The sequence below is a fragment of the Endozoicomonas sp. ALB115 genome (assembly GCF_049310245.1).
Taxonomy (GTDB): domain Bacteria; phylum Pseudomonadota; class Gammaproteobacteria; order Pseudomonadales; family Endozoicomonadaceae; genus Endozoicomonas.
This window is the reverse complement of record NZ_JBLYZG010000054.1, coordinates 1-21,656: the sequence shown is the minus strand read 5'-3', so window position 1 is coordinate 21,656 and position 21,656 is coordinate 1. Positions and strand designations below refer to the sequence as shown.

30 protein-coding genes are annotated in these 21,656 nt (G+C 50.3%); all 30 read right to left on the bottom strand.

The window, feature by feature from the left end; genetic code table 11:
• Positions 1–50 precede the first annotated feature (50 nt).
• On the bottom strand, positions 51–3,809 hold the full coding sequence (locus ACO6VE_RS19145; protein WP_422462906.1) for a hypothetical protein: 3,759 nt from the start codon (positions 3,807–3,809) through the stop codon (positions 51–53).
• Positions 3,810–3,939: 130 nt separating this feature from the next.
• Positions 3,940–6,798, bottom strand: coding sequence for a protein kinase domain-containing protein (locus tag ACO6VE_RS19140; protein WP_422462904.1), 2,859 nt, complete (start codon positions 6,796–6,798; stop codon positions 3,940–3,942).
• A gap of 354 nt (positions 6,799–7,152) precedes the next feature.
• Positions 7,153–7,545 carry a 50S ribosomal protein L17 gene (gene rplQ, locus ACO6VE_RS19135; RefSeq protein ID WP_101746623.1) on the bottom strand — a complete coding sequence of 131 codons (393 nt, stop codon included), beginning with the start codon at positions 7,543–7,545 and terminating at the stop codon, positions 7,153–7,155.
• 68 nt (positions 7,546–7,613) lie between these two features.
• Positions 7,614–8,615 (bottom strand): DNA-directed RNA polymerase subunit alpha, encoded by a 1,002-nt coding sequence (locus ACO6VE_RS19130; RefSeq protein WP_422447480.1) that lies wholly within the window; start codon positions 8,613–8,615, stop codon positions 7,614–7,616.
• 31 nt (positions 8,616–8,646) lie between these two features.
• Complete coding sequence (gene rpsD, locus ACO6VE_RS19125) at positions 8,647–9,267, bottom strand: 30S ribosomal protein S4 (RefSeq protein WP_101746625.1); 621 nt, start codon at positions 9,265–9,267, stop codon at positions 8,647–8,649.
• A 15-nt stretch (positions 9,268–9,282) separates the two neighbouring features.
• Positions 9,283–9,672, bottom strand: coding sequence for a 30S ribosomal protein S11 (gene rpsK, locus ACO6VE_RS19120; RefSeq protein WP_020582394.1), 390 nt, complete (start codon positions 9,670–9,672; stop codon positions 9,283–9,285).
• A gap of 103 nt (positions 9,673–9,775) precedes the next feature.
• On the bottom strand, positions 9,776–10,132 hold the full coding sequence (rpsM, locus tag ACO6VE_RS19115; RefSeq protein ID WP_101746626.1) for a 30S ribosomal protein S13: 357 nt from the start codon (positions 10,130–10,132) through the stop codon (positions 9,776–9,778).
• A gap of 355 nt (positions 10,133–10,487) precedes the next feature.
• Positions 10,488–10,601: a 50S ribosomal protein L36 gene (rpmJ, locus tag ACO6VE_RS19110; protein ID WP_081622108.1), complete on the bottom strand. Its 114-nt coding sequence runs from the start codon at positions 10,599–10,601 to the stop codon at positions 10,488–10,490.
• A gap of 45 nt (positions 10,602–10,646) precedes the next feature.
• Positions 10,647–11,972 carry a preprotein translocase subunit SecY gene (secY, locus tag ACO6VE_RS19105; protein WP_101746627.1) on the bottom strand — a complete coding sequence of 442 codons (1,326 nt, stop codon included), beginning with the start codon at positions 11,970–11,972 and terminating at the stop codon, positions 10,647–10,649.
• Positions 11,973–12,407: a 50S ribosomal protein L15 gene (rplO, locus tag ACO6VE_RS19100; RefSeq protein ID WP_101746628.1), complete on the bottom strand. Its 435-nt coding sequence runs from the start codon at positions 12,405–12,407 to the stop codon at positions 11,973–11,975.
• Between the two features lies 1 nt (position 12,408).
• On the bottom strand, positions 12,409–12,594 hold the full coding sequence (gene rpmD / locus ACO6VE_RS19095; RefSeq protein WP_209276238.1) for a 50S ribosomal protein L30: 186 nt from the start codon (positions 12,592–12,594) through the stop codon (positions 12,409–12,411).
• A 3-nt stretch (positions 12,595–12,597) separates the two neighbouring features.
• Complete coding sequence (gene rpsE / locus ACO6VE_RS19090) at positions 12,598–13,113, bottom strand: 30S ribosomal protein S5 (RefSeq protein ID WP_101746630.1); 516 nt, start codon at positions 13,111–13,113, stop codon at positions 12,598–12,600.
• Positions 13,114–13,125: 12 nt separating this feature from the next.
• Positions 13,126–13,476, bottom strand: coding sequence for a 50S ribosomal protein L18 (gene rplR / locus ACO6VE_RS19085; RefSeq protein ID WP_101746631.1), 351 nt, complete (start codon positions 13,474–13,476; stop codon positions 13,126–13,128).
• Between the two features lie 14 nt (positions 13,477–13,490).
• A complete protein-coding gene (rplF, locus tag ACO6VE_RS19080) occupies positions 13,491–14,024 on the bottom strand; it encodes a 50S ribosomal protein L6 (protein ID WP_269672624.1) in 534 nt (177 codons plus the stop codon).
• A gap of 12 nt (positions 14,025–14,036) precedes the next feature.
• A complete protein-coding gene (gene rpsH / locus ACO6VE_RS19075) occupies positions 14,037–14,429 on the bottom strand; it encodes a 30S ribosomal protein S8 (RefSeq protein ID WP_101746633.1) in 393 nt (130 codons plus the stop codon).
• Between the two features lie 29 nt (positions 14,430–14,458).
• Positions 14,459–14,764: a 30S ribosomal protein S14 gene (gene rpsN, locus ACO6VE_RS19070; protein WP_101746634.1), complete on the bottom strand. Its 306-nt coding sequence runs from the start codon at positions 14,762–14,764 to the stop codon at positions 14,459–14,461.
• Positions 14,765–14,780: 16 nt separating this feature from the next.
• On the bottom strand, positions 14,781–15,320 hold the full coding sequence (rplE, locus tag ACO6VE_RS19065; RefSeq protein WP_101746635.1) for a 50S ribosomal protein L5: 540 nt from the start codon (positions 15,318–15,320) through the stop codon (positions 14,781–14,783).
• 10 nt (positions 15,321–15,330) lie between these two features.
• Entirely contained in the window at positions 15,331–15,645 is a 315-nt protein-coding gene (gene rplX / locus ACO6VE_RS19060; protein WP_422447487.1) for a 50S ribosomal protein L24, read from the bottom strand.
• 12 nt (positions 15,646–15,657) lie between these two features.
• Positions 15,658–16,026 (bottom strand): 50S ribosomal protein L14, encoded by a 369-nt coding sequence (gene rplN, locus ACO6VE_RS19055; RefSeq protein WP_066014875.1) that lies wholly within the window; start codon positions 16,024–16,026, stop codon positions 15,658–15,660.
• Between the two features lie 127 nt (positions 16,027–16,153).
• Positions 16,154–16,429: a 30S ribosomal protein S17 gene (gene rpsQ / locus ACO6VE_RS19050; protein WP_101746637.1), complete on the bottom strand. Its 276-nt coding sequence runs from the start codon at positions 16,427–16,429 to the stop codon at positions 16,154–16,156.
• 1 nt (position 16,430) lies between these two features.
• Complete coding sequence (rpmC, locus tag ACO6VE_RS19045) at positions 16,431–16,622, bottom strand: 50S ribosomal protein L29 (protein ID WP_020582408.1); 192 nt, start codon at positions 16,620–16,622, stop codon at positions 16,431–16,433.
• The gene (rplP, locus tag ACO6VE_RS19040; protein ID WP_020582409.1) at positions 16,622–17,035 is read right to left on the bottom strand and encodes a 50S ribosomal protein L16; all 414 of its coding nucleotides are present in this window, start codon (positions 17,033–17,035) and stop codon (positions 16,622–16,624) included. The genes rpmC and rplP overlap by 1 nt, the downstream gene beginning before the upstream one ends.
• 11 nt (positions 17,036–17,046) lie before the next feature.
• On the bottom strand, positions 17,047–17,754 hold the full coding sequence (gene rpsC / locus ACO6VE_RS19035; RefSeq protein ID WP_422447490.1) for a 30S ribosomal protein S3: 708 nt from the start codon (positions 17,752–17,754) through the stop codon (positions 17,047–17,049).
• An 11-nt stretch (positions 17,755–17,765) separates the two neighbouring features.
• Positions 17,766–18,101 (bottom strand): 50S ribosomal protein L22, encoded by a 336-nt coding sequence (gene rplV / locus ACO6VE_RS19030; RefSeq protein WP_066014872.1) that lies wholly within the window; start codon positions 18,099–18,101, stop codon positions 17,766–17,768.
• A 12-nt stretch (positions 18,102–18,113) separates the two neighbouring features.
• Entirely contained in the window at positions 18,114–18,392 is a 279-nt protein-coding gene (gene rpsS / locus ACO6VE_RS19025; protein ID WP_066014871.1) for a 30S ribosomal protein S19, read from the bottom strand.
• Positions 18,393–18,413: 21 nt separating this feature from the next.
• Positions 18,414–19,241, bottom strand: coding sequence for a 50S ribosomal protein L2 (gene rplB, locus ACO6VE_RS19020; protein ID WP_209276240.1), 828 nt, complete (start codon positions 19,239–19,241; stop codon positions 18,414–18,416).
• 11 nt (positions 19,242–19,252) lie between these two features.
• The gene (rplW, locus tag ACO6VE_RS19015; protein WP_422447493.1) at positions 19,253–19,549 is read right to left on the bottom strand and encodes a 50S ribosomal protein L23; all 297 of its coding nucleotides are present in this window, start codon (positions 19,547–19,549) and stop codon (positions 19,253–19,255) included.
• Positions 19,546–20,148 (bottom strand): 50S ribosomal protein L4, encoded by a 603-nt coding sequence (gene rplD, locus ACO6VE_RS19010; RefSeq protein WP_269672620.1) that lies wholly within the window; start codon positions 20,146–20,148, stop codon positions 19,546–19,548. The genes rplW and rplD overlap by 4 nt, the downstream gene beginning before the upstream one ends.
• Before the next feature lie 12 nt (positions 20,149–20,160).
• On the bottom strand, positions 20,161–20,805 hold the full coding sequence (rplC, locus tag ACO6VE_RS19005; protein WP_422447495.1) for a 50S ribosomal protein L3: 645 nt from the start codon (positions 20,803–20,805) through the stop codon (positions 20,161–20,163).
• Positions 20,806–20,906: 101 nt separating this feature from the next.
• Positions 20,907–21,242, bottom strand: a complete 336-nt coding sequence (gene rpsJ, locus ACO6VE_RS19000; RefSeq protein ID WP_066014867.1) for a 30S ribosomal protein S10 — start codon at positions 21,240–21,242, stop codon at positions 20,907–20,909.
• Between the last annotated feature and the right edge of the window lie 414 nt (positions 21,243–21,656).

Sequence of the window (21,656 nt, the reverse complement as noted above, 5' to 3'; positions counted from 1 at the left end):
GCGGTCCAAAATGACTTGCTCGTTATCATATTTAGAAGGTGGAATTGGTATTATTCAGGATTCATCATCGTCAGCAGCTCTTTGACAAAATCCTTCCTCTTGACCTGGTAATCATTGACGAGCTGAGCTGTCGCCAGCCAGCCGTTAACCCTGCGCTCAAAATCATCACGGCACACATGGCTGGCCAATTTTATTTGAAGATTCCCAGTCAGTACATGAAGGCGATGTTGTTCCTGTTGAAGCCGGTCAGTCCGGCAGTTTAATGTTTCGGGTTCTTCCTCACAGTGCAGGGCGATAAACTGCCGACCTTTATTCAGGGTAAGCAGTGAGCGTATCAGCAAGCCATAAATGCGCTCATGGGCATTTTGGGGCTTGTTAAAAAGAAGGGTTCGAGGTATGTCAAATACAACCCCTCTTTGCAATTTTCTTGTCAGCGGATCAAGGTTATCAACAAGGTATGCCAGCGCATCGTTCAATAATCGGGTTTCTTCAGTAAACGACAAACACCATACCGGCCTTTCAACACCAGGAACGTGAACGGCCAGTCGTGCTCCATTCGTATCAATGACTCTGGAGTCCACACTGACTTGCAGCCCCATCGTTTTGATACCCAAATCACCGTATCTAAGATCAATATTGCAGGCCTGTGGCAATTTAATCGCCTGACAGCCCGGGACCGGCCTGAAGGTAATGTTTTGTGTGATTTCTGAATCCTCATCGGTGTTCAGTGCCTGCAACTTCTCAAAGAGTATGGTGGCCGATTTTTCTGTCGTACAGATAATGTCAATATCATTAAATGCCGGGCAGAGGTTCTGCAAAAAACGGGCGTATGAACCGGTAATCAGAATGGGGGGATTGGCATAAGAGCGATTGATGTCCTGAATAATTTCCAGTGCTTTTAGTGTCAGCGCATCTAACCGCTGAGCTTGCTTGTCCGGGAAACCCGGTGCCCCTGTTTTTGGCCATTGCTTCCGGGTTTGAGCCACAAGGGTGGAAAATAATGCCTGAGCAACCGATGCATTATCTGGTGCATTCCTGAACTCCCTAACCTGAGGAGGGGAAAGGTCTTCCTGGCCGAGATTGCCATTGGATACCTCTAACGGTTTTGCTACCCGGCCAGAGTTGTCAATATCACTTACGGGGATAACCGGTTGAAACAGCCGCTGATCAAGTATCCTGGCTTTGGTGCTGTATTGTTCAAACCAGCAGCCCAACGCATGGCGCTGCTTACTTCCTTCAGGGAAACTATTAAGGCACTCCAGCACCTGATCCTTATGGATTTGTCGTCCATCAATAGGCAGTCTCTTACTGTAGCAATGAGCCAGGAAGAAGAAATGCAGGCGTAAATTCTGAAATGAGCGCCTCAGTGTATTGATGGATTGCAATACCTGTTGTGCTGATACGCTCTGATGATTCATTGGCAGCTCATGCTGCAAAGCCATGAATTTCAGGATACATTGCACTCGATGCTGCTCATCGTCATTGACCGATAAGTTGTTTAAGGTTTGACAGGCTTCTTGAAAAATAGCCTGAACCTCGCTGGCTTCATCATAGGGCTGAAATTGTTCCAGCCGTTGAATCAGAAACCTGGTTTGTCTTGAAGAATGATCCCCGGGCACTGTGTTAAACGCTGCCAATACTCTCTGGTTATCCAGATCGGAGCCATGCACTATTCTTGCATTCAATGCCAGCTGGGAATAAAAAATAGCTCTTTCCAGCAGCCAACCACCACGGACATAGTCTTTAGCCACCTCATCCGGGTTGACCTGCTGACCATTCAACAACAAGCCCCTGAAGCAGCATTCTGCTTTGAAACGCACAATCCCCAGTTTGCCTTCCGGACTGTCCGGAAACGCCTCAACCACCGTATCCGGTGTCACCGGCCGATCCTTTAACGGCAAGCCCCTCAGGCAACATTCCGCTTTGAAGCGCCCTAGCCCCAGTTTGCCTTCCGGACTCACCGGAAAATCCTTGATCACCTCAGCCGCTGTGACCTGCTGGCCATTGAGCAACATGCCCTTCAGGCAACATTCCGCTTTGAAACATGCCAGCGCCAGTTTTGCCCTGATTGCCTGAAAACCCTTAACCACCTCATGCGGTGTGACCTGCTGACCATTCAGTGAGATGCTCCTCAGGCAACACTGCGCTTTGAAGTGCGCTATCGCCAGTTTACTGTCCGAACACTTCGGTAAATCCTTAACCACCATATCCGGTTCGATCTGTCGGTCATTCAACGCCAGGCCCCGCAGGCAACACTCCATTTTGAATCGCGCTGCGCCCAGTTTGCCTTCCGGGCTTGCCGGAAAATCATTAACCACCGCAGCCGTTGTAACCTGTCTGCCATTCAGCAACATACCCCTCAGGCAACATTCCGCTTTGAAACGGGCAAGCCCCAGTGTTGCCCTGGCAGCCCGATACTCCTTAACCACCTCATCCGGTGTAACCTGCTGACCATTCAACAGCTTCCCTCTAAAGCAACATTGTTCCTTAAAGTGCGCCAGCTCAAGTGTCGCTTTAACGGCCCGATAATCCCTCGCCACCGCATCCGGTAGAACCCGTTGGCCATTCAACGGCAGCCCCCGCAGGCAACATTGTGCTTTGAAGCGTGCCAGCGGCAGTGTCGCGTTAATGGCCTGATAATCCTTAACCACCGCATCCGGCGTAACCCGCTGGCCATTCAACAGCAGCCCCCGCTGGCAACATTCTGCTTTGAAGCGTGCCAGCTCCAGCGGGGCTTCGGCGGCCTGATAATCCTTGACCACCGTTTCCGGTGTCACCTGCCGACCATGCAATAGCAAGCTCCTCAGACAACATTCCGCTTTGAAGCGTGCCAGCGACAGTGGTGCCCCGACCACCTGATATTCCTTAACCACCTCATCCGCTGTGACCTGCTGGCCGTGCAATGGCAGGCTGTTCAGGCAACATTCTGCTTTAAAGCGCACTATACCCAGTTTGCCTACCGGACTATCCGGGAAATACTTAACCACTTCATCCGGTGTCACCTGCTGACCATTCAGCAGCCAGCCCCTCAGACAACATTCTTCTATAAAGCGCGCTATACCCAGTCTGCCATCCGGACTATCCGGGTAATCCTTAACCACTTCCTCCGGTGAGATCAGCCGACCATTCAACGGCAGGCACTTCAGGCAACATTCCGTTTTAAAGCGGGCTATCCCCAGTTTGCCTCCCGGACTATCCGGGTAATCCCTAACCACCTCATCCGGTGTAACCTGTCGGCCATTCAACAGCAGATACCTAAGGCAACACTCCGACTTGAAGCGCGCCAGCTCCAGTGTTGCCCCGATGGCGTGATAAGCCATGACCACCGAATCCGGAGTGACCGGATGACCATTCAAGTTCAGGCCCATCAGGCAACATTCCGCCATGAAGCGTGCTATCGCTAATTTGAACTTATGATTTTGATCTGGCTGTCGGGAGAACTCTTCAATGACCTGAATCGGGGTAACGACTCTATTGCCATGCAAAATGTTCTGTAAGCACAGTTTTTGCAGGAAAAAGCCGCTTCTGATAGAGGATGTATCATTTCCATAGGCTGTAAGCACATCAGCCGAAGTGACTTGACGTCCTTGTAATGGTTTTTTTTCCCAAAAAGCATCCTCAACACACTTGCCGTTATACAGAGCGATGCCTGTGACTCTATGGGGACTAAGGTTTGAGACACTTTTACCGTAAAATGCACTTATGGAAGGGTAAGGAAGCCTGCTTGAACTGGCTTGTTGATCAACCCAGCGAGCAGACTTTGGGTGGGCGCTGGTTGATGCGGCAGCTTTCAGAATAATACCCTGCACTCATAAATAACGCCGTTTGACCTTAAAATTATTATTAGGTTCCATTCAGAATGTGCCAATCAGGGAGATAAACTCAACCCGAAAGGCTGGCGCACGTGGCAATAGCGCAGCCAGAGCCGGGTAACTGACACTATGAAACAGAAAAATTTGCCGCGAACTTTTTATGCAAATAATCCTTGTAGACTGCAATATTTTCCTCGGACTCCAAAAGTGCTGTCACTTTATACTTCAGATCATTTTGAAAACCTTGAAGTTCATGCTGGTATTGAACGGGAGAAAAGTTCACCAGGCGACTCTCCGCTAATTTTTTAACGACCTGCGAATCCAGCTTCTCCCCAATCAATGGATTTAAAACCTCTTCATAAGCAGATCGCAGCAAAGCAATATGCTTCATTTTGGTTGCCGATGGCGAATCAATATCCTGACGAATAAGTTTCTCTCCAACGACACTTTCACACACATATTCAGCAAACCAGGTGACAGTGTCCTGCGCCCCTCTGGTATATGCGTCCGGTCTGGTGAGAATAGACAAAAACTCATTCTCTAAAGCAGCAAAATTTGCCACAGGTTCTTTAGCTGCGAGCATAGCCAGCAAACTCCTTGCCGCTGTGACTTCATCCATTTTTTCCAAATCCGCCATATAAGCTGCCAGTTGTTTGCTTTTACCGGGGTCACCTTCCCTGCCATCTTGAAAATAATGACAGAGGTGAGATTTCTTAAACTTGGCCACATCTTCTGACGTAAATTGATATTTTGAAATTCCGGGAGTGGAGGCCAGCAGTGATTCAGCCCAGCCATTGTCTGCTGTTAAAGCATCTGTGACCTGAACACGTGTAACAAAACCTTTGCTTAAAAAATCGCACGCCTGCCGCTTACTTTCTTCATTACCTTTTAACATTTTTTCTGCCAGCGCTTTAGCCTGGGATGAAACTGCCTCCAAATGCATTCGTTGAGTCTTCGTGAAATCAGACTGCCGACGGGGATATAAGGAAAAAGGCCTTAAATTGGACTTATGGGTATAGGTGGCTCCAATATTGCAAAAAATAAATATTCCAATCTTTTCCAGTAATCTGATCTGCTCAGAATTGGATAGCTGGGTTTCTATAATACCAGGCAATATCGTACAAAAATCAGCTTTATCTATATCATCCCGGTTACTTGCTACCTTTTTCAACCTATCCAAAGGTGCCTTTAGATTTTTAGACAGCTTACTCGAAAGTTCCTTTACTTTCGTCTCTTCAGAAGCTTTCTCAGCCAGTAGTTTTTTCTCATTGACTTCAAATTCTTCCAATTTAGACGTTGCACGCTTTTGATCATTTTTCGCTATTGTCAGCTTTTGTTCATATTGAGAATTTCTATTTTGTGCCTCTGTGAGCGCCTGCTCAGCCTCTATACGCGCTGCCACCGCCTCGTTATGCGCTGTATCCGCCTCCCGATTCTGCTCCTCTGCCTTGGCAACCTTTTCTGTCAACCTCCTCAATTCTTTTTCTTGACTAAAAAGGGCTCCTTCCATCTCTTCTACTTCTGCTCTCTGCGCTGCCAGTATACGAGATGTCTGCTCGACATCACTTTGCGCACGTTCTGCCGCAGCTTTATAATAAGCAGTTTGTTTTTCCAGCGATTCGGTTTCTTGCTTCTGTTTTTCCAACTTCAGCTGTTGTACCTGCATTAACTTTTCCAATTTTTGCTTCTGCTCTTCTTCCATCTTTTCGATTGCAATCTGCTGCACTTGCAACTTCATATTCATTTTATATTCTTTTGCTGCTCCCTCTTCTTTTAGTTGTTTAAATTCCTCTTCTGTTATCCCACTTCTTTTAGCTAACCTTTGGCTTTGTTTTAACATCGTTAGTTCATATTTCAAATTTTCAACGCTACTTTTGGCTAACTTCAATTCACTAGCAGCTTCTTCAATGATTTTGTATCCACTGGAAAAAGCGGTCATTTTCCCCAGGCACTCGTCTAAGTCGGGACGAGAGGCGCTGCTTGTCGAAACCATCTGAGTTAAGAAACCTGACAGCTGCTGGACGAAATCATTACTGTCTATCCTGAGTTTTGGAAGAAATTCCGCCAGATTTAGTTTTAAGTCCTCGCGCTGAACAGTCCGAGACTCGGCAACTTTATATTTACCAGGTTCATCAGAAAATAGATTCAACAAAATAATTCCAAGGGAAAACACCATCGACTTGGCTGTAATTTCTGATTTCTGGTGTTGGTCAGGCTCAATAAACAACGGTGTCCCCACTAGATTCTGGGGCCTGGGCGCTGATGGATCTTCAAGATCAAATACATGGGCATTGTCAATAAAAAAGATCTCTTTATTAACCTTATCATACATCATGTTGGACGGTTTAAGGTCGGGATGAACTAACCCCCCAGCCACGAAAGTCTTAGCACAAATCAACATAGCCACAGCACAGTCAAACCTGTCTTTCAGTGGCCATTCTTGATCATCAAAATACTTCTGCAAACATTCTCCGGGAATGCGTAGTTGATCCAGATATTGGTAATCTTTAAATTTTCCAGCACCTAACGATCCGGGCTGAACCGAATGAAAGTCCATTTCACTCCTGGCAACTTCAGTGTTTTTCTGGATCTTCATAATTCTGTTATATTGCTGCCCTTGAGGAACTCCCCAACATTTCTCTGACTTTCGGACCAAAAGACTACTTTCATAGACTTCTCCAAAAGCACCTTTGCCTATATATGGATTGGTTATATCGTGAACCTGGATAATGAAAGGTTTCTCCCCAGCCCTTTTAAAGCCAACCAGTCGATCAAAATAACCGGACTTCACTAAACAATGACAGGAGCGATCTGAACTGCTGTGATGATGTGCTTTAAGCTGACCATATAATTCTTCAGCCATTCTGGCTTCCCGGGGGGACAATTGCCGAATGAACTTAATCTCAGGGGCATTGCGTTGTTTGCCACGGACTGAGTCCATCTGATGCAGTGGTGGCTTGGTTGCAATGGATGGAGGGTAATGCATAACTCATTCCTGCAATTAAAAATTTGATTATGAAGATTTGATCATTAAAAGTTTAATTAGTTCTTTATCGTTGTTAATTAACCTGACAGAAAGTCAAATCAAAGCTCCATAAAGAGATTCGAGATACTCCTTATTTTCCATTTGTTTTCATATAAATCACTAACCAGTTGGTTAGCGTTTATAACATCCCGACTCATCTTCTGAAGTAGAATGGCCAATGGATAGAAAATATTCGATGACAGTTGGTTAACTGATTATGAAGGGCAAGATGCTAAGGACACACAGAGAAACAGTAAAAGAACTTCATGGCAGGGTGAAAACAAAAAAGCCGGGATAACCCGGCTTTTTTCTGACTTATTCTTCGTCAGCGGACTCTACTGCTGCAACAGCAGGACGGTCCAGCAACTCGACATAAGCCATAGGCGCGTTGTCACCATGACGGAATCCGCACTTGATGATACGGATGTAACCGCCTGGACGCTCTTTGAAACGCGGACCCAGATCAGTGAACAGTTTGCCTACCGCAGCCTTGTTACGGAGACGATCGAACGCCAGCCGACGGTTAGCAACGCTGTCTTCCTTAGCCAGGGTGATCAGCGGTTCAGCAACACGGCGCAGCTCTTTCGCTTTTGGCAGTGTTGTCTTGATTACTTCGTGCTCAACCAGGGAAGCAGCCATATTCTTGAACATCGCTTTGCGATGAGAACTGTTCCGGTTAAGCTTGCGGCCACTCTTACGATGACGCATGGCACAAACTTCCTCTTCTTACCAGGAACCGCTTCTGTTTCTGCAACAGTGGCGGCTCCTGGCTGCAATTAAGCAGAAACCTTATCGTCGCTCTTCAAACTGGCAGGTGGCCAGTTATCAAGACGCATACCCAAGCTCAGACCACGGGAGGCCAGAACGTCCTTGATTTCAGTCAGGGACTTCTTACCCAGGTTCGGGGTCTTGAGCAACTCAACTTCAGTGCGCTGGATCAGGTCACCAATGTAGTAGATGTTCTCTGCCTTCAGGCAGTTAGCACTACGTACGGTCAGTTCGAGATCATCAACCGGACGAAGAAGAATCGGATCAACCTCGTCTTCTTCCTTCACAGGCTCTGGCTCGGACTCACCTTCCAGATCCACGAATACCGCCAGCTGCTGCTGCAGAATAGTAGCAGCACGACGGATGGCTTCATCAGGATCCAGAGTACCATTGGTTTCCAGATCGATAACCAGCTTGTCGAGGTCAGTACGCTGTTCTACACGAGCACTTTCTACGACATAGGAAACACGGTATACAGGGCTATAGGTGGCATCCAGCTGCAGACGGCCGATAGCGCGAGTTTCCTCTTCATCCTGACGACGGCTGTCGGCTGATTCATACCCACGACCACGAGCAACCTTCAGCTTCATGTTGAGATTGCCCTTGTTATTCATGTGGGCAATAACATGATCAGGATTCACGATTTCAACATCGTGGTCCAGCTGGATGTCAGCAGCAGTGACGACACCCTCGCCTTTTTTGCTCAGAGTCAGAGTAACGCTGTCACGGCCAGTCATGCGAATAGCCAGGCCTTTGAGGTTGAGCAGGATTTCAATAACGTCTTCCTGAACACCTTCAATAGCACTGTATTCATGCTGCACGCCATCAATCTCTACCTCAGTCACGGCACAACCGGGCATAGAGGAAAGAAGAATGCGACGCAGGGCATTGCCTAAGGTATGCCCAAAACCACGTTCCAGCGGCTCCAGGGTGACCTTTGCCTGTGTCAGACTGATTTCCTCGACATCAATGTGTCGAGGAGTTAGAAATTCAGTAACCGAATTCTGCATGGATGTTACACCCCACCTAACTGTCTATCCCTTACTTGGAGTACAGCTCGACGATCAAGCTCTCGTTGATGTCGGCCGCCAGATCACTCCGCTCGGGCAGCGTCTTGAAGACACCTTCTTTTTTGCTGGCGTCCACTTCTACCCAGATGGAGAAACCACGCTGGGCAGCAAGTTCAAGCGCTGCATTGATGCGCAGCTGGTTCTTTGCCTTTTCACGGATAGCAACAACGTCACCAGGCTTAACCTGATAAGACGGGATGTTTACAGTCTTGCCATTAACCATGACAGCTTTGTGGCTGACCAGCTGGCGTGCTTCTGCACGGGTAGAACCGAATCCCATGCGGTAAACCACATTATCAAGGCGAGACTCCAGAAGTTGCAACAGGTTTGAACCGGTTGCACCCTTCAGACGGTCAGCTTCCTTGTAGTAGTTACGGAACTGCTTTTCCAGTACACCGTAGATACGACGAACTTTCTGCTTCTCACGAAGCTGAACACCGTAGTCGGAAAGACGACCACGACGCTGGCCATGCTGGCCAGGAGCATTTTCTGCCTTGCACTTTGACTCGAGCGCACGAACACCACTCTTCAGGAAGAGATCAGTGCCTTCACGACGAGACAGTTTGCACTTAGGACCTATATATCTAGCCATTTACCGGTCTCCTGCTTATACACGACGCTTCTTGGGCGGACGACAACCATTGTGTGGGATCGGGGTAACATCAGTGATGTTATTGATCTTGAAACCACAAGCGTTGAGCGCGCGTACAGCGGATTCACGGCCTGGACCAGGCCCTTTAACATTCACGTCCAAATTCTTCAGACCGAACTCAGCGGCGGCACGTCCGGCACGCTCAGCTGCAACCTGTGCAGCAAATGGCGTGCTCTTACGGGAACCACGGAAGCCGGAGCCACCTGCAGTTGCCCAGGAGAGTGCATTACCCTGGCGGTCGGTAATTGTCACGATAGTGTTGTTAAAAGAGGCGTGAATATGGGCGATGCCATCCACAACCGACTTTTTAACTTTCTTACGTGTACGAGTACCTGGCTTTGCCATATCAGAACAAATCCTGTATTTAAAAGTTCGTTATTCCCTGTAAAGAAAAGCCTTTAAAAGAAAAGGTCTATGCAAAGCGTTTCTTCAGAGAAATGAAACGATCTTATTTACGAATCGGTTTGCGCGGACCCTTACGAGTACGGGCATTGGTCTTTGAGCGCTGACCACGAACCGGCAGACTGCGACGGTGGCGAAGGCCACGGTAGCAACCCAGGTCCATCAGGCGCTTGATGTTCATGCTGATTTCGCGACGCAGGTCACCTTCTACGTTGAGTTTTGCAACTTCAGTACGCAGGGATTCCAGCTGATCTTCGCTCAATTCAGATACTTTGGCAGACGGGTTAACACCAGTGGCAGCACACAGCTGCTGAGCTGAAGTCTTACCGATACCAAAAATGTAGGTCAACGAGATAACGGCATGTTTGTTATCTGGAATGTTGACGCCAGCAATACGGGCCATTCAATCGTCTCCGTTATTACATTTAACCGTGTAACAGCTATTCAGTTGATCATTCCTGATTGCTCAGCAAAACCAAATTAAACTGAAACACGTCACCATATTGAAACGCCGGAAAGAACCTTTGTTTCAGAAATGGCTGCTTTCATCCTGAAGAAAACACCTGGGAGCGATCAAGCAAGGCTAAAACACTCACGCAGCAAAAGGCATTTCCAACAGGTCGAAAGGCGGAAATTGTAATCCCCCTTTCGATAAAACACAACCGCTCATGAACAATTTCATGAGCGGTTGGCTTTGCCTGAGGTCACATTAGACCAGAGTCCTGCTATCGCGAGAATCCGTAGATTCCCGACAATTATTAGCCCTGACGCTGTTTGTGACGCGGCTCCTGACAGATCACACGTACATTACCCTTACGCTTGATGATCTTGCAGTTGCGGCAGATTTTTTTAACCGACGCGCGTACTTTCATAACTAACTCCACAACCGTTGCAGAACTATTCTCAATGAGAGTGGCTTAGCGGATCAGACCGCCAGAGCCATAGCCCTTAAGATTGGATTTCTTCAGCAGCGACTCATACTGATGCGACATGAGATGCGACTGCACCTGAGCCATGGTGTCCATCACCACGACCACCACGATCAACAGGCTGGTGCCTCCCAGATAGAACGGCACGTTAGCCGACACGACCAGGAACTGAGGCAACAGACACACTGCTGTCATATAGAGAGCACCGAACATGGTCAGGCGAGTCAGGACACCATCAATATAACGTGCAGACTGCTCGCCCGGACGAATACCGGGGATGAATGCACCCGACTTCTTCAGGTTATCTGCCACGTCTTTTGGATTAAAGACCAGGGCAGTGTAGAAGAAGCAGAAGAAGATGATGCCTGCCGAGAACAGTATGATGTTCAGTGGCTGACCCGGACCCAGCGCCAGAGCGATGTCCTGCAGCCATCCCATGCCTTCACCCTGGCCGAACCACTGCGCGATGGACGCAGGGAACAGCAGCAGGCTGGAAGCGAAAATAGCTGGAATAACGCCGGCCATATTCACCTTCAATGGCAGATGGCTGCTCTGGGCCGCAAACACCTTGCGCCCTTGTTGACGCTTGGCATAGTTTACGGTTATCCGGCGCTGACCCCGTTCGATAAAGACTACAAATGCGATGATCGCAATTGCCAGAAGGGCAACGGCGAGCAACATCAGGATGTTGATATCACCCTGACGTGCGGACTCGAAAGACCGCACAATCGCACTTGGAAGACCAGCGACAATACCTGCAAAAATGAGAATCGAAATACCATTGCCGATTCCCCGTTCAGTCACCTGTTCGCCCAGCCACATCATAAAGACGGCACCGGTGACGAACGTGACAACAGCGACAATATAGAAGCTGAGGTCAGTGCTGAAGGCAACACCCTGATTGGCCAGACCGACAGTCATGCCAGTACCCTGGACCAGGGCCAGGGCAACGGTCAGGTAGCGGGTGTACTGGCTGATCTTGCGACGTCCGGACTCACCTTCCTTCTTGAGCTGCTCCAACTGCGGGCTCACCACGCTCATCAACTGAACGATAATGGACGCCGAAATATAAGGCATGATACCCAGGGCCAGTACCGACATTCTCTCCAGCGCACCGCCAGAGAACATGTTGAACAGACCCAGAATGGTGCCTTCATTTTGTTGAAACATCCGAGCCAGCGCATCAGGGTTGATGCCCGGCACAGGGATGTGCGCACCGATCCTGTAAACCAGGATCGCCAGAAACACGAACTTAACGCGAGACCACAGCTCGTTTAAGCCGCTTTGATTCCCAACAGGTAATGTCTTAGCCATTTAGTCCTCGATCTTACCACCGGCAGCTTCAATCGCAGCACGGGCGCCTTTGGTAACAGCCAGACCTTTGATGGTGACTGCTTTAGCCAATTCGCCAGACAGTACCACTTTGGCGCGCTGGATGCTACCGCTGACCAGGTCAGCTGCTTTCAGCGCTGCCAGATCGATCACGTCTGCTTCAACCTTGTTCAGTTCGTGCAGACGAATCTCAGCAGTAAAACGCGCTTTGCGTGAAGTAAAGCCAAACTTTGGCAGACGACGCTGCAGTGGCTGCTGACCGCCTTCGAAACCTGGCTTGACAGAACCACCGGAACGGGACTTCTGACCCTTGTGGCCACGGCCACAGGTCTTGCCCAGGCCGGAGCCAATGCCACGACCTACGCGCTTACCCTCTTTGCGGCTACCTTCAGCCGGGCTCAGAGTATTCAAACGCATGTTATTCTCCTTCTACCCGGACAAGGTAGGATACCTTGTTGATCATGCCACGAACTGAAGGAGTGTCTTCCACTTCAACAGTGTGGTTGATACGACGCAGGCCCAGACCCCGTACGCAAGCCTTGTGGCTTTCGAGGCGACCGTTAGTGCTCTTCACGAGCGTCACTTTGATCATCTTCTCAGCCATGACTTACCCCAGGATATCCTCAACAGACTTGCCACGCTTGGCAGCAACGCCTTCAGGAGAACGCATGTCGCGCAGACCGTTAAAAGTAGCACGAACCACGTTCACCGGATTGGTAGAACCGTAGCACTTGGCCAGTACGTTGTGTACGCCAGCCACTTCAAGAACGGCACGCATTGCACCACCGGCGATAACACCGGTACCAGCAGATGCTGGCTGCATGTAAACCTTGGAAGCACCGTGACGGGCTTTAACCGGGTACTGCAGGGTGTCACCGTTCAGGTCAACATGAATCATGTTGCGACGGGCAGCTTCCATAGCTTTCTGGATAGCGATTGGCACTTCACGGGCTTTACCGCGACCAAAACCAACCTTACCCTTGCCATCACCAACGACTGTCAGCGCTGTGAAGCCAAAGATACGGCCACCTTTCACCACTTTGGCGACACGGTTAACCTGTACCAGCTTCTCAATCAAGCCTTCGTCGTTGTTAGGCTTACGCTCATCTCTTTCTCTTGCCATGACGTTCTACCCTTAGAATTCCAGTCCGCCTTCACGGGCTGCATCGGCAAGCGCCTTGACACGACCGTGATATTTGAAACCAGAGCGGTCAAACGCCACCTTGGTCACACCCGCTGCCTTGGCACGCTCAGCAACCAGGGCACCAACTTTCTTGGCCGCTTCTACGTTACCGGTAGCGTCGCCACGCAGTTCTTTTTCAACAGTGGAGGCAGATGCCAGCACTTTGTCGCCGTCAGCGGCGATAACCTGCGCATAGATGTGGCGAGGCGTACGATGGATGCTCAGACGAATGGCACCCAGCTCACGCATCTTAACCCTTGCACGAAGGGCACGACGCAGGCGAGAAGATTTCTTGTCCATCATGATCTCACCCTACCTTACTTTTTCTTGGCTTCTTTGCGACGAACGCGTTCGTCAGCATAGCGAACACCCTTGCCTTTATAAGGCTCAGGACGACGGAATTCACGAATTTCCGCAGCAACCTGTCCAACCAGCTGCTTGTCGATACCGCGAACCAGAATTTCAGTCTGGGTCGGAGTTTCACAAGTCACGCCTTGTGGCAGTTCGTATTCAACCGGATGGGAGAAGCCCAGGTTCAAAGTCAGGCTATTACCTTTGGCCGCTGCACGATAACCAACACCAACCAGCTGCAGCTTCTTCTCGAAGCCAGCGGTTACGCCGGTTACCATGTTGTTAACCAGGGCACGGGTAGTGCCGGCCAGAGCACGGGAGTGCTTGGCACCATCACGTGGAGCAAACGTCAGAACGTTTTCTTCCTGTCCAACTTCGACATTGTTGTGAACAACAAGTTCCAGTTGACCCTTGGAACCTTTGATCACCAGGATCTGGCCATTGCGCTTGATCTCTACACCAGCAGGGACAGCAACAGGGCTTTTGGCTACTCGAGACATAATACCCCTCCCTTAGAACACAGTGCAGAGAATTTCGCCACCAACACCGGCTGCACGGGCAGCACGATCGGTCATAACACCTTTGTTGGTGGAAACGATAGCGATACCCAGACCGCCGTTCACTTTAGGCAGCGCTTCCTTGCCAGCGTAAGAACGCAGGCCAGGACGGCTGGTACGCTTCAGGCTTTCAATAACTGGCTTGCCTTCGAAATACTTCAGTTCGATGGCCAGTTCAGCCTTGGCTTCGCCAGCGACTTTGTAGTCAGCGATGAAACCTTCGTCTTTCAAAACCCGGGCTACAGCAACCTTGATTTTGGAGGACGGCATGGTGACAGAGGCGTGCTCTGCCATCTGGGCATTACGGATACGAGTTAGCATATCTGCTAACGGGTCCTGCATACTCATTATCTATATCTCCCGAAGATGAAATGCGCTTACCAGCTGGCTTTAACCAGACCTGGAACATCACCACGCATCGCTGCTTCACGCAGCTTGATACGGCTCAGGCCGAATTTGCGCAGTACGCCGTGTGGACGGCCAGTGATGCGGCAGCGGTTACGCAGACGCGCCTTGCTGGCATTGCGAGGCTGCTTCTGCAGAGCTACCAGGGCATCCCAACGCTCATCTTCAGTGCTGTTAGGATTGTTAATCACAGCTTTGAGCTGTGCACGCTTTTCAGCATACTTGGCAACGGTGCGCTGACGCTTCAGTTCCCGCTGCTTCATGGATACTTTTGCCATAAAACTCGTACCTGTATCAGTTACGGAATGGGAAGTTGAAAGCCTTCAGCAGAGCACGGCCTTCTTCGTCATTCTTGGCGGTAGTGGTCAGAGTGATGTCCAGACCGCGCAGAGTGTCGATTTTGTCGTAATCAACTTCAGGGAAGATGATCTGCTCTTTAACACCCATGCTGTAGTTACCACGGCCGTCGAAAGACTTGGGGCTCAGACCACGGAAGTCACGGACACGTGGCAGAGCGATGTCAACCAGACGCTCCAGGAACTCATACATGCGCTCACGACGCAGAGTCACCTTAACACCGATTGGCCAGCCTTCACGGACTTTAAAGCCAGCAACGGATTTGCGGGCCTTGGTCACGACAGCTTTCTGACCGGCGATTTTTTCCAGGTCAGCAACCGCATGCTCGATGACTTTCTTGTCACCAATCGCTTCACCAACACCCATGTTCAGGGTAATTTTGGTGATGCGTGGCACTTCATGAACGTTTTTCACACCCAGCTCTTCTTTGAGCATGGGCAGAATTTCTTCACGATATTTGGTTTTAAAATTTGCCATCACTCTCCCCTTACGCGTCAACAGGCTTGCCGTCAGACTTGAATACGCGCTGCTTTTTGCCATCTTCGATAGCAAAGCCAACACGATCAGCCTTGTTGGTTTCAGGGTTCAGAATCGCAACGTTAGAAGCTTCGATAGCCGCTTCTTTTTCTACGATTCCACCAGGAGTGCCCAGCATCGGGTTAGGCTTCTGATGTTTCTTGATCATATTGATGCCAGAAACAATCAGCTTGCCGTCAGCACGAACGGTTTGCACTTTACCGCGCTTACCTTTGTCCTTGCCGGCAATTACGATGACTTCGTCATCACGACGGATCTTTTTCATTACCTGCTCCCGTTACAGTACTTCTGGGGCCAGTGAGATGATCTTCATGAACTGCTCACCGCGCAGCTCACGAGTCACTGGTCCAAAGATACGGGTACCGATCGGCTGCAGGTTGGCGTTCAGAAGAACGGCTGCATTGCCATCGAATTTGATCAGGGAACCGTCTGGACGACGAACACCTTTTTTGGTACGCACGACAACAGCGTTCATCACCTGGCCTTTTTTGACCTTACCGCGGGGAATCGCTTCCTTCACGGATACTTTGATGATGTCGCCAATGCCAGCGTAGCGGCGGTGGGATCCACCCAGCACCTTGATACACTGAACTCGACGGGCGCCGCTGTTATCAGCGACTTCGAGTTGACTTTCTGTCTGGATCATTGCTTATTCTCCAAGCCCAAACTGCAGACGGGTACTCGTCGGCTTTCACAAAAACAACCATTCCGACAGAACTTTTAAGAGCCTGTCGGAACGGCCATTAGTCACTCAAGCCCAAAGCACCGTAGCCTTAGATCTGAGTAGCACGCTCGTCAATGGATACAAGCGTAAACGTCTTGCTCTTTGACAGAGGACGCGTCTCTTTGATGGTAACAACGTCGCCCATACGGCAGTCGTTGTTTTCATCATGAGCGTGCAACTTGGTGGACCGCTTCACGATTTTACCCAGAAGCGGATGTTTTACCCGGCGCTCGATGAGAACAGTGATGGTTTTATCCATCTTGTCGCTCACGACCTTGCCGGACAGTGTACGGATCTTTTTTTGACCAACCAGTTCTTCAGCCATCTTATGCTCCTGCCTTTTGGTTCAGGATGGTTTTCACACGAGCGATGTCGCGCTTAACCTGCTTCAGCAGATGGCTCTGACCCAGCTGGCCAGTAGCTTTCTGCATACGGAAGTTAAACTGATCCCGCAGCAGAGAGAGCAGCTCAGTATTGAGCTCCTCTACAGACTTTTCACGCAGTTCAGCAGCTTTCATCACATTACGCTCCGCTTAACGAAGGCAGTTTCCAGCGGCAGCTTGGCTGCTGCAAGAGCAAAGGCTTCACGAGCCAGCTCTTCGGACACACCTTCCATCTCATAGAGAACGCGGCCTGGTTGAATCTGGCACACCCAGTATTCCACGTTACCCTTACCTTTACCCTGACGCACCTCAAGAGGCTTACCGGTGATCGGCTTGTCAGGGAAGACGCGGATCCAGATTTTACCGCCACGTTTAATGTGACGGGTCATGGCACGACGAGCCGCCTCAATCTGGCGAGCTGTTATACGTCCACGACCGATTGCTTTCAATGCGTATTCGCCGAAGCTAACCTTGGAGCCGCGGAGTGCCAGACCACGATTGCGGCCTTTTTGCTGCTTACGAAATTTCGTACGCTTGGGCTGTAACATTTCCGCGCTCCTTAACTCTTAGCCTGACGCTTCTTAGGGCGACGAGCTGGCTGTTCTTTATCTTTGGAAGGCTCAACAGCAGGCGCCATGCCACCGATAACCTCACCCTTAAAGATCCAGACCTTGACACCCAGAATACCGTAAGTGGTCAGTGCTTCATAATGTGCATAATCGATGTCAGCACGCAGGGTGTGCAGTGGCACACGACCTTCGCGGTACCATTCAGTACGCGCAATTTCAGCACCGCCAAGACGGCCACTCAGTTGAACCTTGATACCCTTGGCACCCAGACGCATGGCGTTCTGGACAGAGCGCTTCATGGCACGACGGAACATCACACGACGCTCCAGCTGGCCAGCGATGCTCTGAGCCACCAGCATGGCGTTCAGTTCAGGCTTGCGGATTTCTTCAATGTTGATGTGCACAGGCACGCCCATCATTTTGGACACCGCCTGACGCAGCTTCTCAACGTCTTCACCCTTCTTGCCAATCACGATACCCGGACGGGCAGTGTGAATGGTCACGCGGGCGCTTTGCGCTGGACGCTGGATTTCAACATGGCTTACAGAAGCGTTTTTCAGCTTCTCTTCAATGAAACTGCGCACCGCCAGGTCAGCATTCAGTTTGTCAGCGTAATCGCTGCCATCTGCAAACCAGACTGAACGGTGGGGCTTAACGATGCCCAGGCGAATTCCATTAGGATGTACTTTCTGACCCATCTGACCGCTCCTTAGACCTCTGCAACCTTAACCGTAATATGGCAAGACCGCTTCAGAATGCGATCAGCACGACCCTTGGCACGTGGGCGAATGCGCTTCATCGTCATGCCTTCGTCAACGAAGACAGTAGAGACTTTCAGCTCATCGATGTCCATGCCGTCATTGTGCTCAGCGTTTGCAATAGCAGACTCAAGCACTTTCTTAACCAGAACTGCAGCTTTTTTCGGGCTGTAGCTCAGGAGATCCAGGGCTTCGCCAACTGCCTTGCCGCGGATCTGGTCAGCGACCAGACGCGCTTTCTGGGCAGAAATGCGAGCGCCTTTATGCATAGCAGCAACTTCTTTCATTTCTATACCCTCTTAGCGCTTCTTGGCCTTCTTGTCTGCTGCGTGACCGCGATAAGTACGGGTTGCAGCAAACTCACCCAGCTTGTGGCCAACCATATCTTCGGTAACGAAGACAGGAACGTGCTGACGACCGTTGTGCACAGCCAGAGTCAGACCAACCATGGTTGGGATAATCATGGAGCGGCGAGACCAGGTCTTGATCGGACGCTTGTTGCCGCTTTCAGCCGCTTCTTCGACTTTCTTCAGCAGGTGAAGGTCGATAAATGGGCCTTTTTTCAATGAACGTGGCACTATCGTATCCTCTCTCTAGGCTTACTTCGCGCTGCGACGACGTACGATCATTTTGTCCGTACGCTTGTTGGAACGAGTCTTGCGACCCTTGGTCGGAATACCCCATGGCGTCACAGGATGACGACCACCGGAAGTACGACCTTCACCACCACCATGTGGGTGATCTACCGGGTTCATGGCAACACCACGAACGGTCGGACGCACACCACGCCAGCGCTTAGCACCCGCTTTACCCAGAGAGCGCAGGTTGTGCTCACTGTTAGAGACTTCGCCCAGAGTGGCGCGACAGTCAGCCAATACTTTACGCATTTCACCGGAACGCAGACGCAGGGTAACATAAGCACCGTCACGAGCGACCAGCTGGGCAGAAGCACCAGCACTGCGAATCATCTGAGCGCCTTTACCAGGCTTCATTTCTACACAGTGTACGATGGAACCCTGTGGAATATTGCGCAGAGGCAGAGTATTACCAGCTTTGATCGGGGCATCGACACCGGAGAACAGCTCATCACCGGCTTTCACACCTTTAGGTGCGATAATGTAACGACGCTCACCATCCATGTATTTCAACAGGGCGATGTGCGCAGTACGGTTTGGATCGTATTCCAGACGCTCAACAACAGCTGGAATGCCGTCCTTGTTGCGACGAAAGTCTACGATACGGTAGTGCTGCTTGTGACCACCCCCGCGATGACGGGTAGTGATACGACCAGCATTGTTGCGACCACCAGTTTTGCCTTTCTTTTCCACCAGAGGCGCGTATGGGCGGCCCTTGTGGAGGTCAGGGTTAACTACCTTGACAACGAAGCGGCGACCTGGAGAAGTCGGCTTGCATTTGATTACTGCCATTCTCTAGCTCCTTATTCCGCGTCCGCGAAGTCAATTTCCTGACCTTGCTCCAGGCTGACGTACGCCTTTTTCCAGTCTGAGCGCTGGCCCATACCGAAACGAGTACGCTTGGTCTTGCCCTTAACAACGGCAGTCCTGACAGCTTTAACGCTGACGTCAAACAGCTGCTCAACAGCTTTTTTGATTTCGAGCTTGGTTGCGTCCCTGGCTACCTTGAAGACGTACTGATTGTGCTCTTCAGCAACGACAGTGGTCTTCTCGGAAATGTGCGGACCAAGCAGAACTTTAAAAATACGTTCCTGGTTCATCCCAGCATCTCCTCGAACTTCTTGATGGCAGACACGGTCATCACGACTTTCTCGTGAGCAACCAGGCTAACCGGATCAATACCCTGAACGTCACGAACATCCACATGAGGAATGTTGCGAGCGGCCAGATAAATGTTCTGATCCACTTCATCAGCAACGATCAACGCGCCGTTAGCGTTCAGTTCATTCAGCTTGGCTACAACCAGTTTGGTCTTTGGTGATTCAACAGCGAACTGTTCAACCACAATAAGACGCTCTTGACGAACCAGCTCGGACAAGATGGAACGCAGCGCTGCGCGATACATCTTTTTGTTCAGCTTTTGAGCGTGATTCTGTGGTTTGGCAGCAAATGTCTTGCCGCCCCCGCGCCACAGTGGGCTGCGGATAGTACCGGCGCGTGCACGACCGGAACCTTTCTGACGCCAGGGCTTACGACCACCGCCACTTACGTCGCTGCGGTTTTTCTGAGCTCTGGTGCCTTGACGCGCACCGGCCATGAATGCAACAACCGCCTGGTGAACCAGGGTTTCGTTGAATTCAGTGCCAAAAGTCACGTCTGAGACCTGAACGGCATCTGCACCGTTTACCTTCAGTTCCATCGTCTAATCCCCTCAGGCGTGAGCACGTGCTTTAACTGCTGGACGAACAATAACGTCAGCACCGGTTGCACCAGGTACTGCGCCTTTGACCAGCAGCAGGTTACGCTCGCTATCAACGCGAACGAGTTCCAGGGACTGTACGGTCACGTTTTCAGCGCCCATATGTCCAGCCATTTTCTTGCCTTTGAAGACACGACCAGGAGTCTGACACTGGCCGATAGAGCCAGGTGCACGGTGAGACAGAGAGTTACCGTGGGTAGCGTCCTGCATACGGAAGTTCCAGCGCTTGATAGCACCCTGGAAGCCCTTACCCTTGGACTGACCGGTAACGTCTACTTTCTGACCTTGCTCAAACAGGTCTACACCGATAACGTCGCCCGCTTGGTATTCAGCGTCAGCGTCGATACGGAATTCCCAGAGACCAGAACCAGCTTCAACGCCTGCTTTGGCGAAGTGGCCAGCTTCCGGCTTGCTCAGACGGCTGCTTTTCTTGCTTCCGGAAGTTACCTGAATTGCAGTATATCCGTCGGTTTCCAGGGTTTTCACCTGGGTAACGCGGTTTGGATCTACCTCAATTACGGTAACCGGTATGGAAACACCGTCTTCGGTGAAAACACGGGTCATACCGCGTTTCTTGCCGACTAATCCAATAGTCATTTCAACCTCTCTCGTGTACGGGGCTATTACCCACTATGGCCGCTCACTTCAGAGCTGTTACACAAAAGTGTGCACACTTTGATGGAGAGCCCATGGCCTCATTAACCGAGACTGATCTGCACTTCGACACCGGCTGCCAGATCCAGTTTCATCAGTGCGTCTACAGTTTTTTCGGTGGGCTCGATAATGTCGAGAAGACGCTTATGGGTACGGATTTCATACTGGTCACGAGCGTCTTTGTTGACGTGTGGAGAAATCAGTACGGTAAAGCGTTCTTTTCGTGTTGGCAGAGGGATTGGACCACGAACCTGCGCACCAGTTCTTTTTGCAGTATCAACGATTTCCTGCGTAGACTGGTCAATCAGGCGATGGTCAAAAGCCTTCAGGCGAATACGAATTTGCTGCGCCTGTGAGGACTGCTTTGATTGTTGGCTCATTTTGTTCTAACCATGGCATCTATAAAGAACAAAGTCTGATGAACTATGTCACCTAGACAAAAGGACGCAAAATTCTACTAACCACAAAACTTGCTGTCAACACAAGCTTCCAAACAAGTTTTTGTTATATGGAAGAGCAGAGGGTCATTTTATCAGGCGGGCATGATACATGGCCGGAGGGGGTTCGCTGAATAGGGACAATATGAAGTCGGGCTGAGTAGTCGTCACGGCAGGTTAGTGCACCGCCCCGACATTTCATTATTTACAGGGCATTTATGAGTTTCGCATGGCCACATTTATTTTGACTCCCCCCCTGAATTTTGGGCTCTTCAGGGATAACTGTGGGTAGAAATCAACAAATTTGAAAAAAAAAGCACCAGCGGCTGATTTCAGGTATGTTTTTATTTGCAGACA

Coding starts and splice junctions, on each gene's coding strand:
- rpsJ (WP_066014867.1), bottom strand. CDS start 21,242: ATGAGCCAACAATCAAAGCAGTCCTCACAGGCGCAGCAAATTCGTATT.
- rpmC (WP_020582408.1), bottom strand. CDS start 16,622: ATGAAAGCTGCTGAACTGCGTGAAAAGTCTGTAGAGGAGCTCAATACT.
- rpsD (WP_101746625.1), bottom strand. CDS start 9,267: ATGGCTAGATATATAGGTCCTAAGTGCAAACTGTCTCGTCGTGAAGGC.
- rplP (WP_020582409.1), bottom strand. CDS start 17,035: ATGTTACAGCCCAAGCGTACGAAATTTCGTAAGCAGCAAAAAGGCCGC.
- ACO6VE_RS19140 (WP_422462904.1), bottom strand. CDS start 6,798: ATGCATTACCCTCCATCCATTGCAACCAAGCCACCACTGCATCAGATG.
- rpsQ (WP_101746637.1), bottom strand. CDS start 16,429: ATGGCTGAAGAACTGGTTGGTCAAAAAAAGATCCGTACACTGTCCGGC.
- rplO (WP_101746628.1), bottom strand. CDS start 12,407: ATGCGTTTGAATACTCTGAGCCCGGCTGAAGGTAGCCGCAAAGAGGGT.
- rplV (WP_066014872.1), bottom strand. CDS start 18,101: ATGAAAGAAGTTGCTGCTATGCATAAAGGCGCTCGCATTTCTGCCCAG.
- rplF (WP_269672624.1), bottom strand. CDS start 14,024: ATGTCTCGAGTAGCCAAAAGCCCTGTTGCTGTCCCTGCTGGTGTAGAG.
- rplD (WP_269672620.1), bottom strand. CDS start 20,148: ATGGAACTGAAGGTAAACGGTGCAGATGCCGTTCAGGTCTCAGACGTG.
- secY (WP_101746627.1), bottom strand. CDS start 11,972: ATGGCTAAGACATTACCTGTTGGGAATCAAAGCGGCTTAAACGAGCTG.
- rpsC (WP_422447490.1), bottom strand. CDS start 17,754: ATGGGTCAGAAAGTACATCCTAATGGAATTCGCCTGGGCATCGTTAAG.
- rpsH (WP_101746633.1), bottom strand. CDS start 14,429: ATGAGTATGCAGGACCCGTTAGCAGATATGCTAACTCGTATCCGTAAT.
- rplN (WP_066014875.1), bottom strand. CDS start 16,026: ATGATCCAGACAGAAAGTCAACTCGAAGTCGCTGATAACAGCGGCGCC.
- rpsE (WP_101746630.1), bottom strand. CDS start 13,113: ATGGCAAGAGAAAGAGATGAGCGTAAGCCTAACAACGACGAAGGCTTG.
- rplX (WP_422447487.1), bottom strand. CDS start 15,645: ATGAAAAAGATCCGTCGTGATGACGAAGTCATCGTAATTGCCGGCAAG.
- rpsN (WP_101746634.1), bottom strand. CDS start 14,764: ATGGCAAAAGTATCCATGAAGCAGCGGGAACTGAAGCGTCAGCGCACC.
- rplW (WP_422447493.1), bottom strand. CDS start 19,549: ATGAACCAGGAACGTATTTTTAAAGTTCTGCTTGGTCCGCACATTTCC.
- ACO6VE_RS19130 (WP_422447480.1), bottom strand. CDS start 8,615: ATGCAGAATTCGGTTACTGAATTTCTAACTCCTCGACACATTGATGTC.
- rplB (WP_209276240.1), bottom strand. CDS start 19,241: ATGGCAGTAATCAAATGCAAGCCGACTTCTCCAGGTCGCCGCTTCGTT.
- rplR (WP_101746631.1), bottom strand. CDS start 13,476: ATGATGGACAAGAAATCTTCTCGCCTGCGTCGTGCCCTTCGTGCAAGG.
- rpmD (WP_209276238.1), bottom strand. CDS start 12,594: ATGGCTGAGAAGATGATCAAAGTGACGCTCGTGAAGAGCACTAACGGT.
- rplQ (WP_101746623.1), bottom strand. CDS start 7,545: ATGCGTCATCGTAAGAGTGGCCGCAAGCTTAACCGGAACAGTTCTCAT.
- rpsK (WP_020582394.1), bottom strand. CDS start 9,672: ATGGCAAAGCCAGGTACTCGTACACGTAAGAAAGTTAAAAAGTCGGTT.
- rpsM (WP_101746626.1), bottom strand. CDS start 10,132: ATGGCCCGTATTGCTGGCGTCAACATTCCAGATAACAAACATGCCGTT.
- rpmJ (WP_081622108.1), bottom strand. CDS start 10,601: ATGAAAGTACGCGCGTCGGTTAAAAAAATCTGCCGCAACTGCAAGATC.
- rplE (WP_101746635.1), bottom strand. CDS start 15,320: ATGGCAAATTTTAAAACCAAATATCGTGAAGAAATTCTGCCCATGCTC.
- rplC (WP_422447495.1), bottom strand. CDS start 20,805: ATGACTATTGGATTAGTCGGCAAGAAACGCGGTATGACCCGTGTTTTC.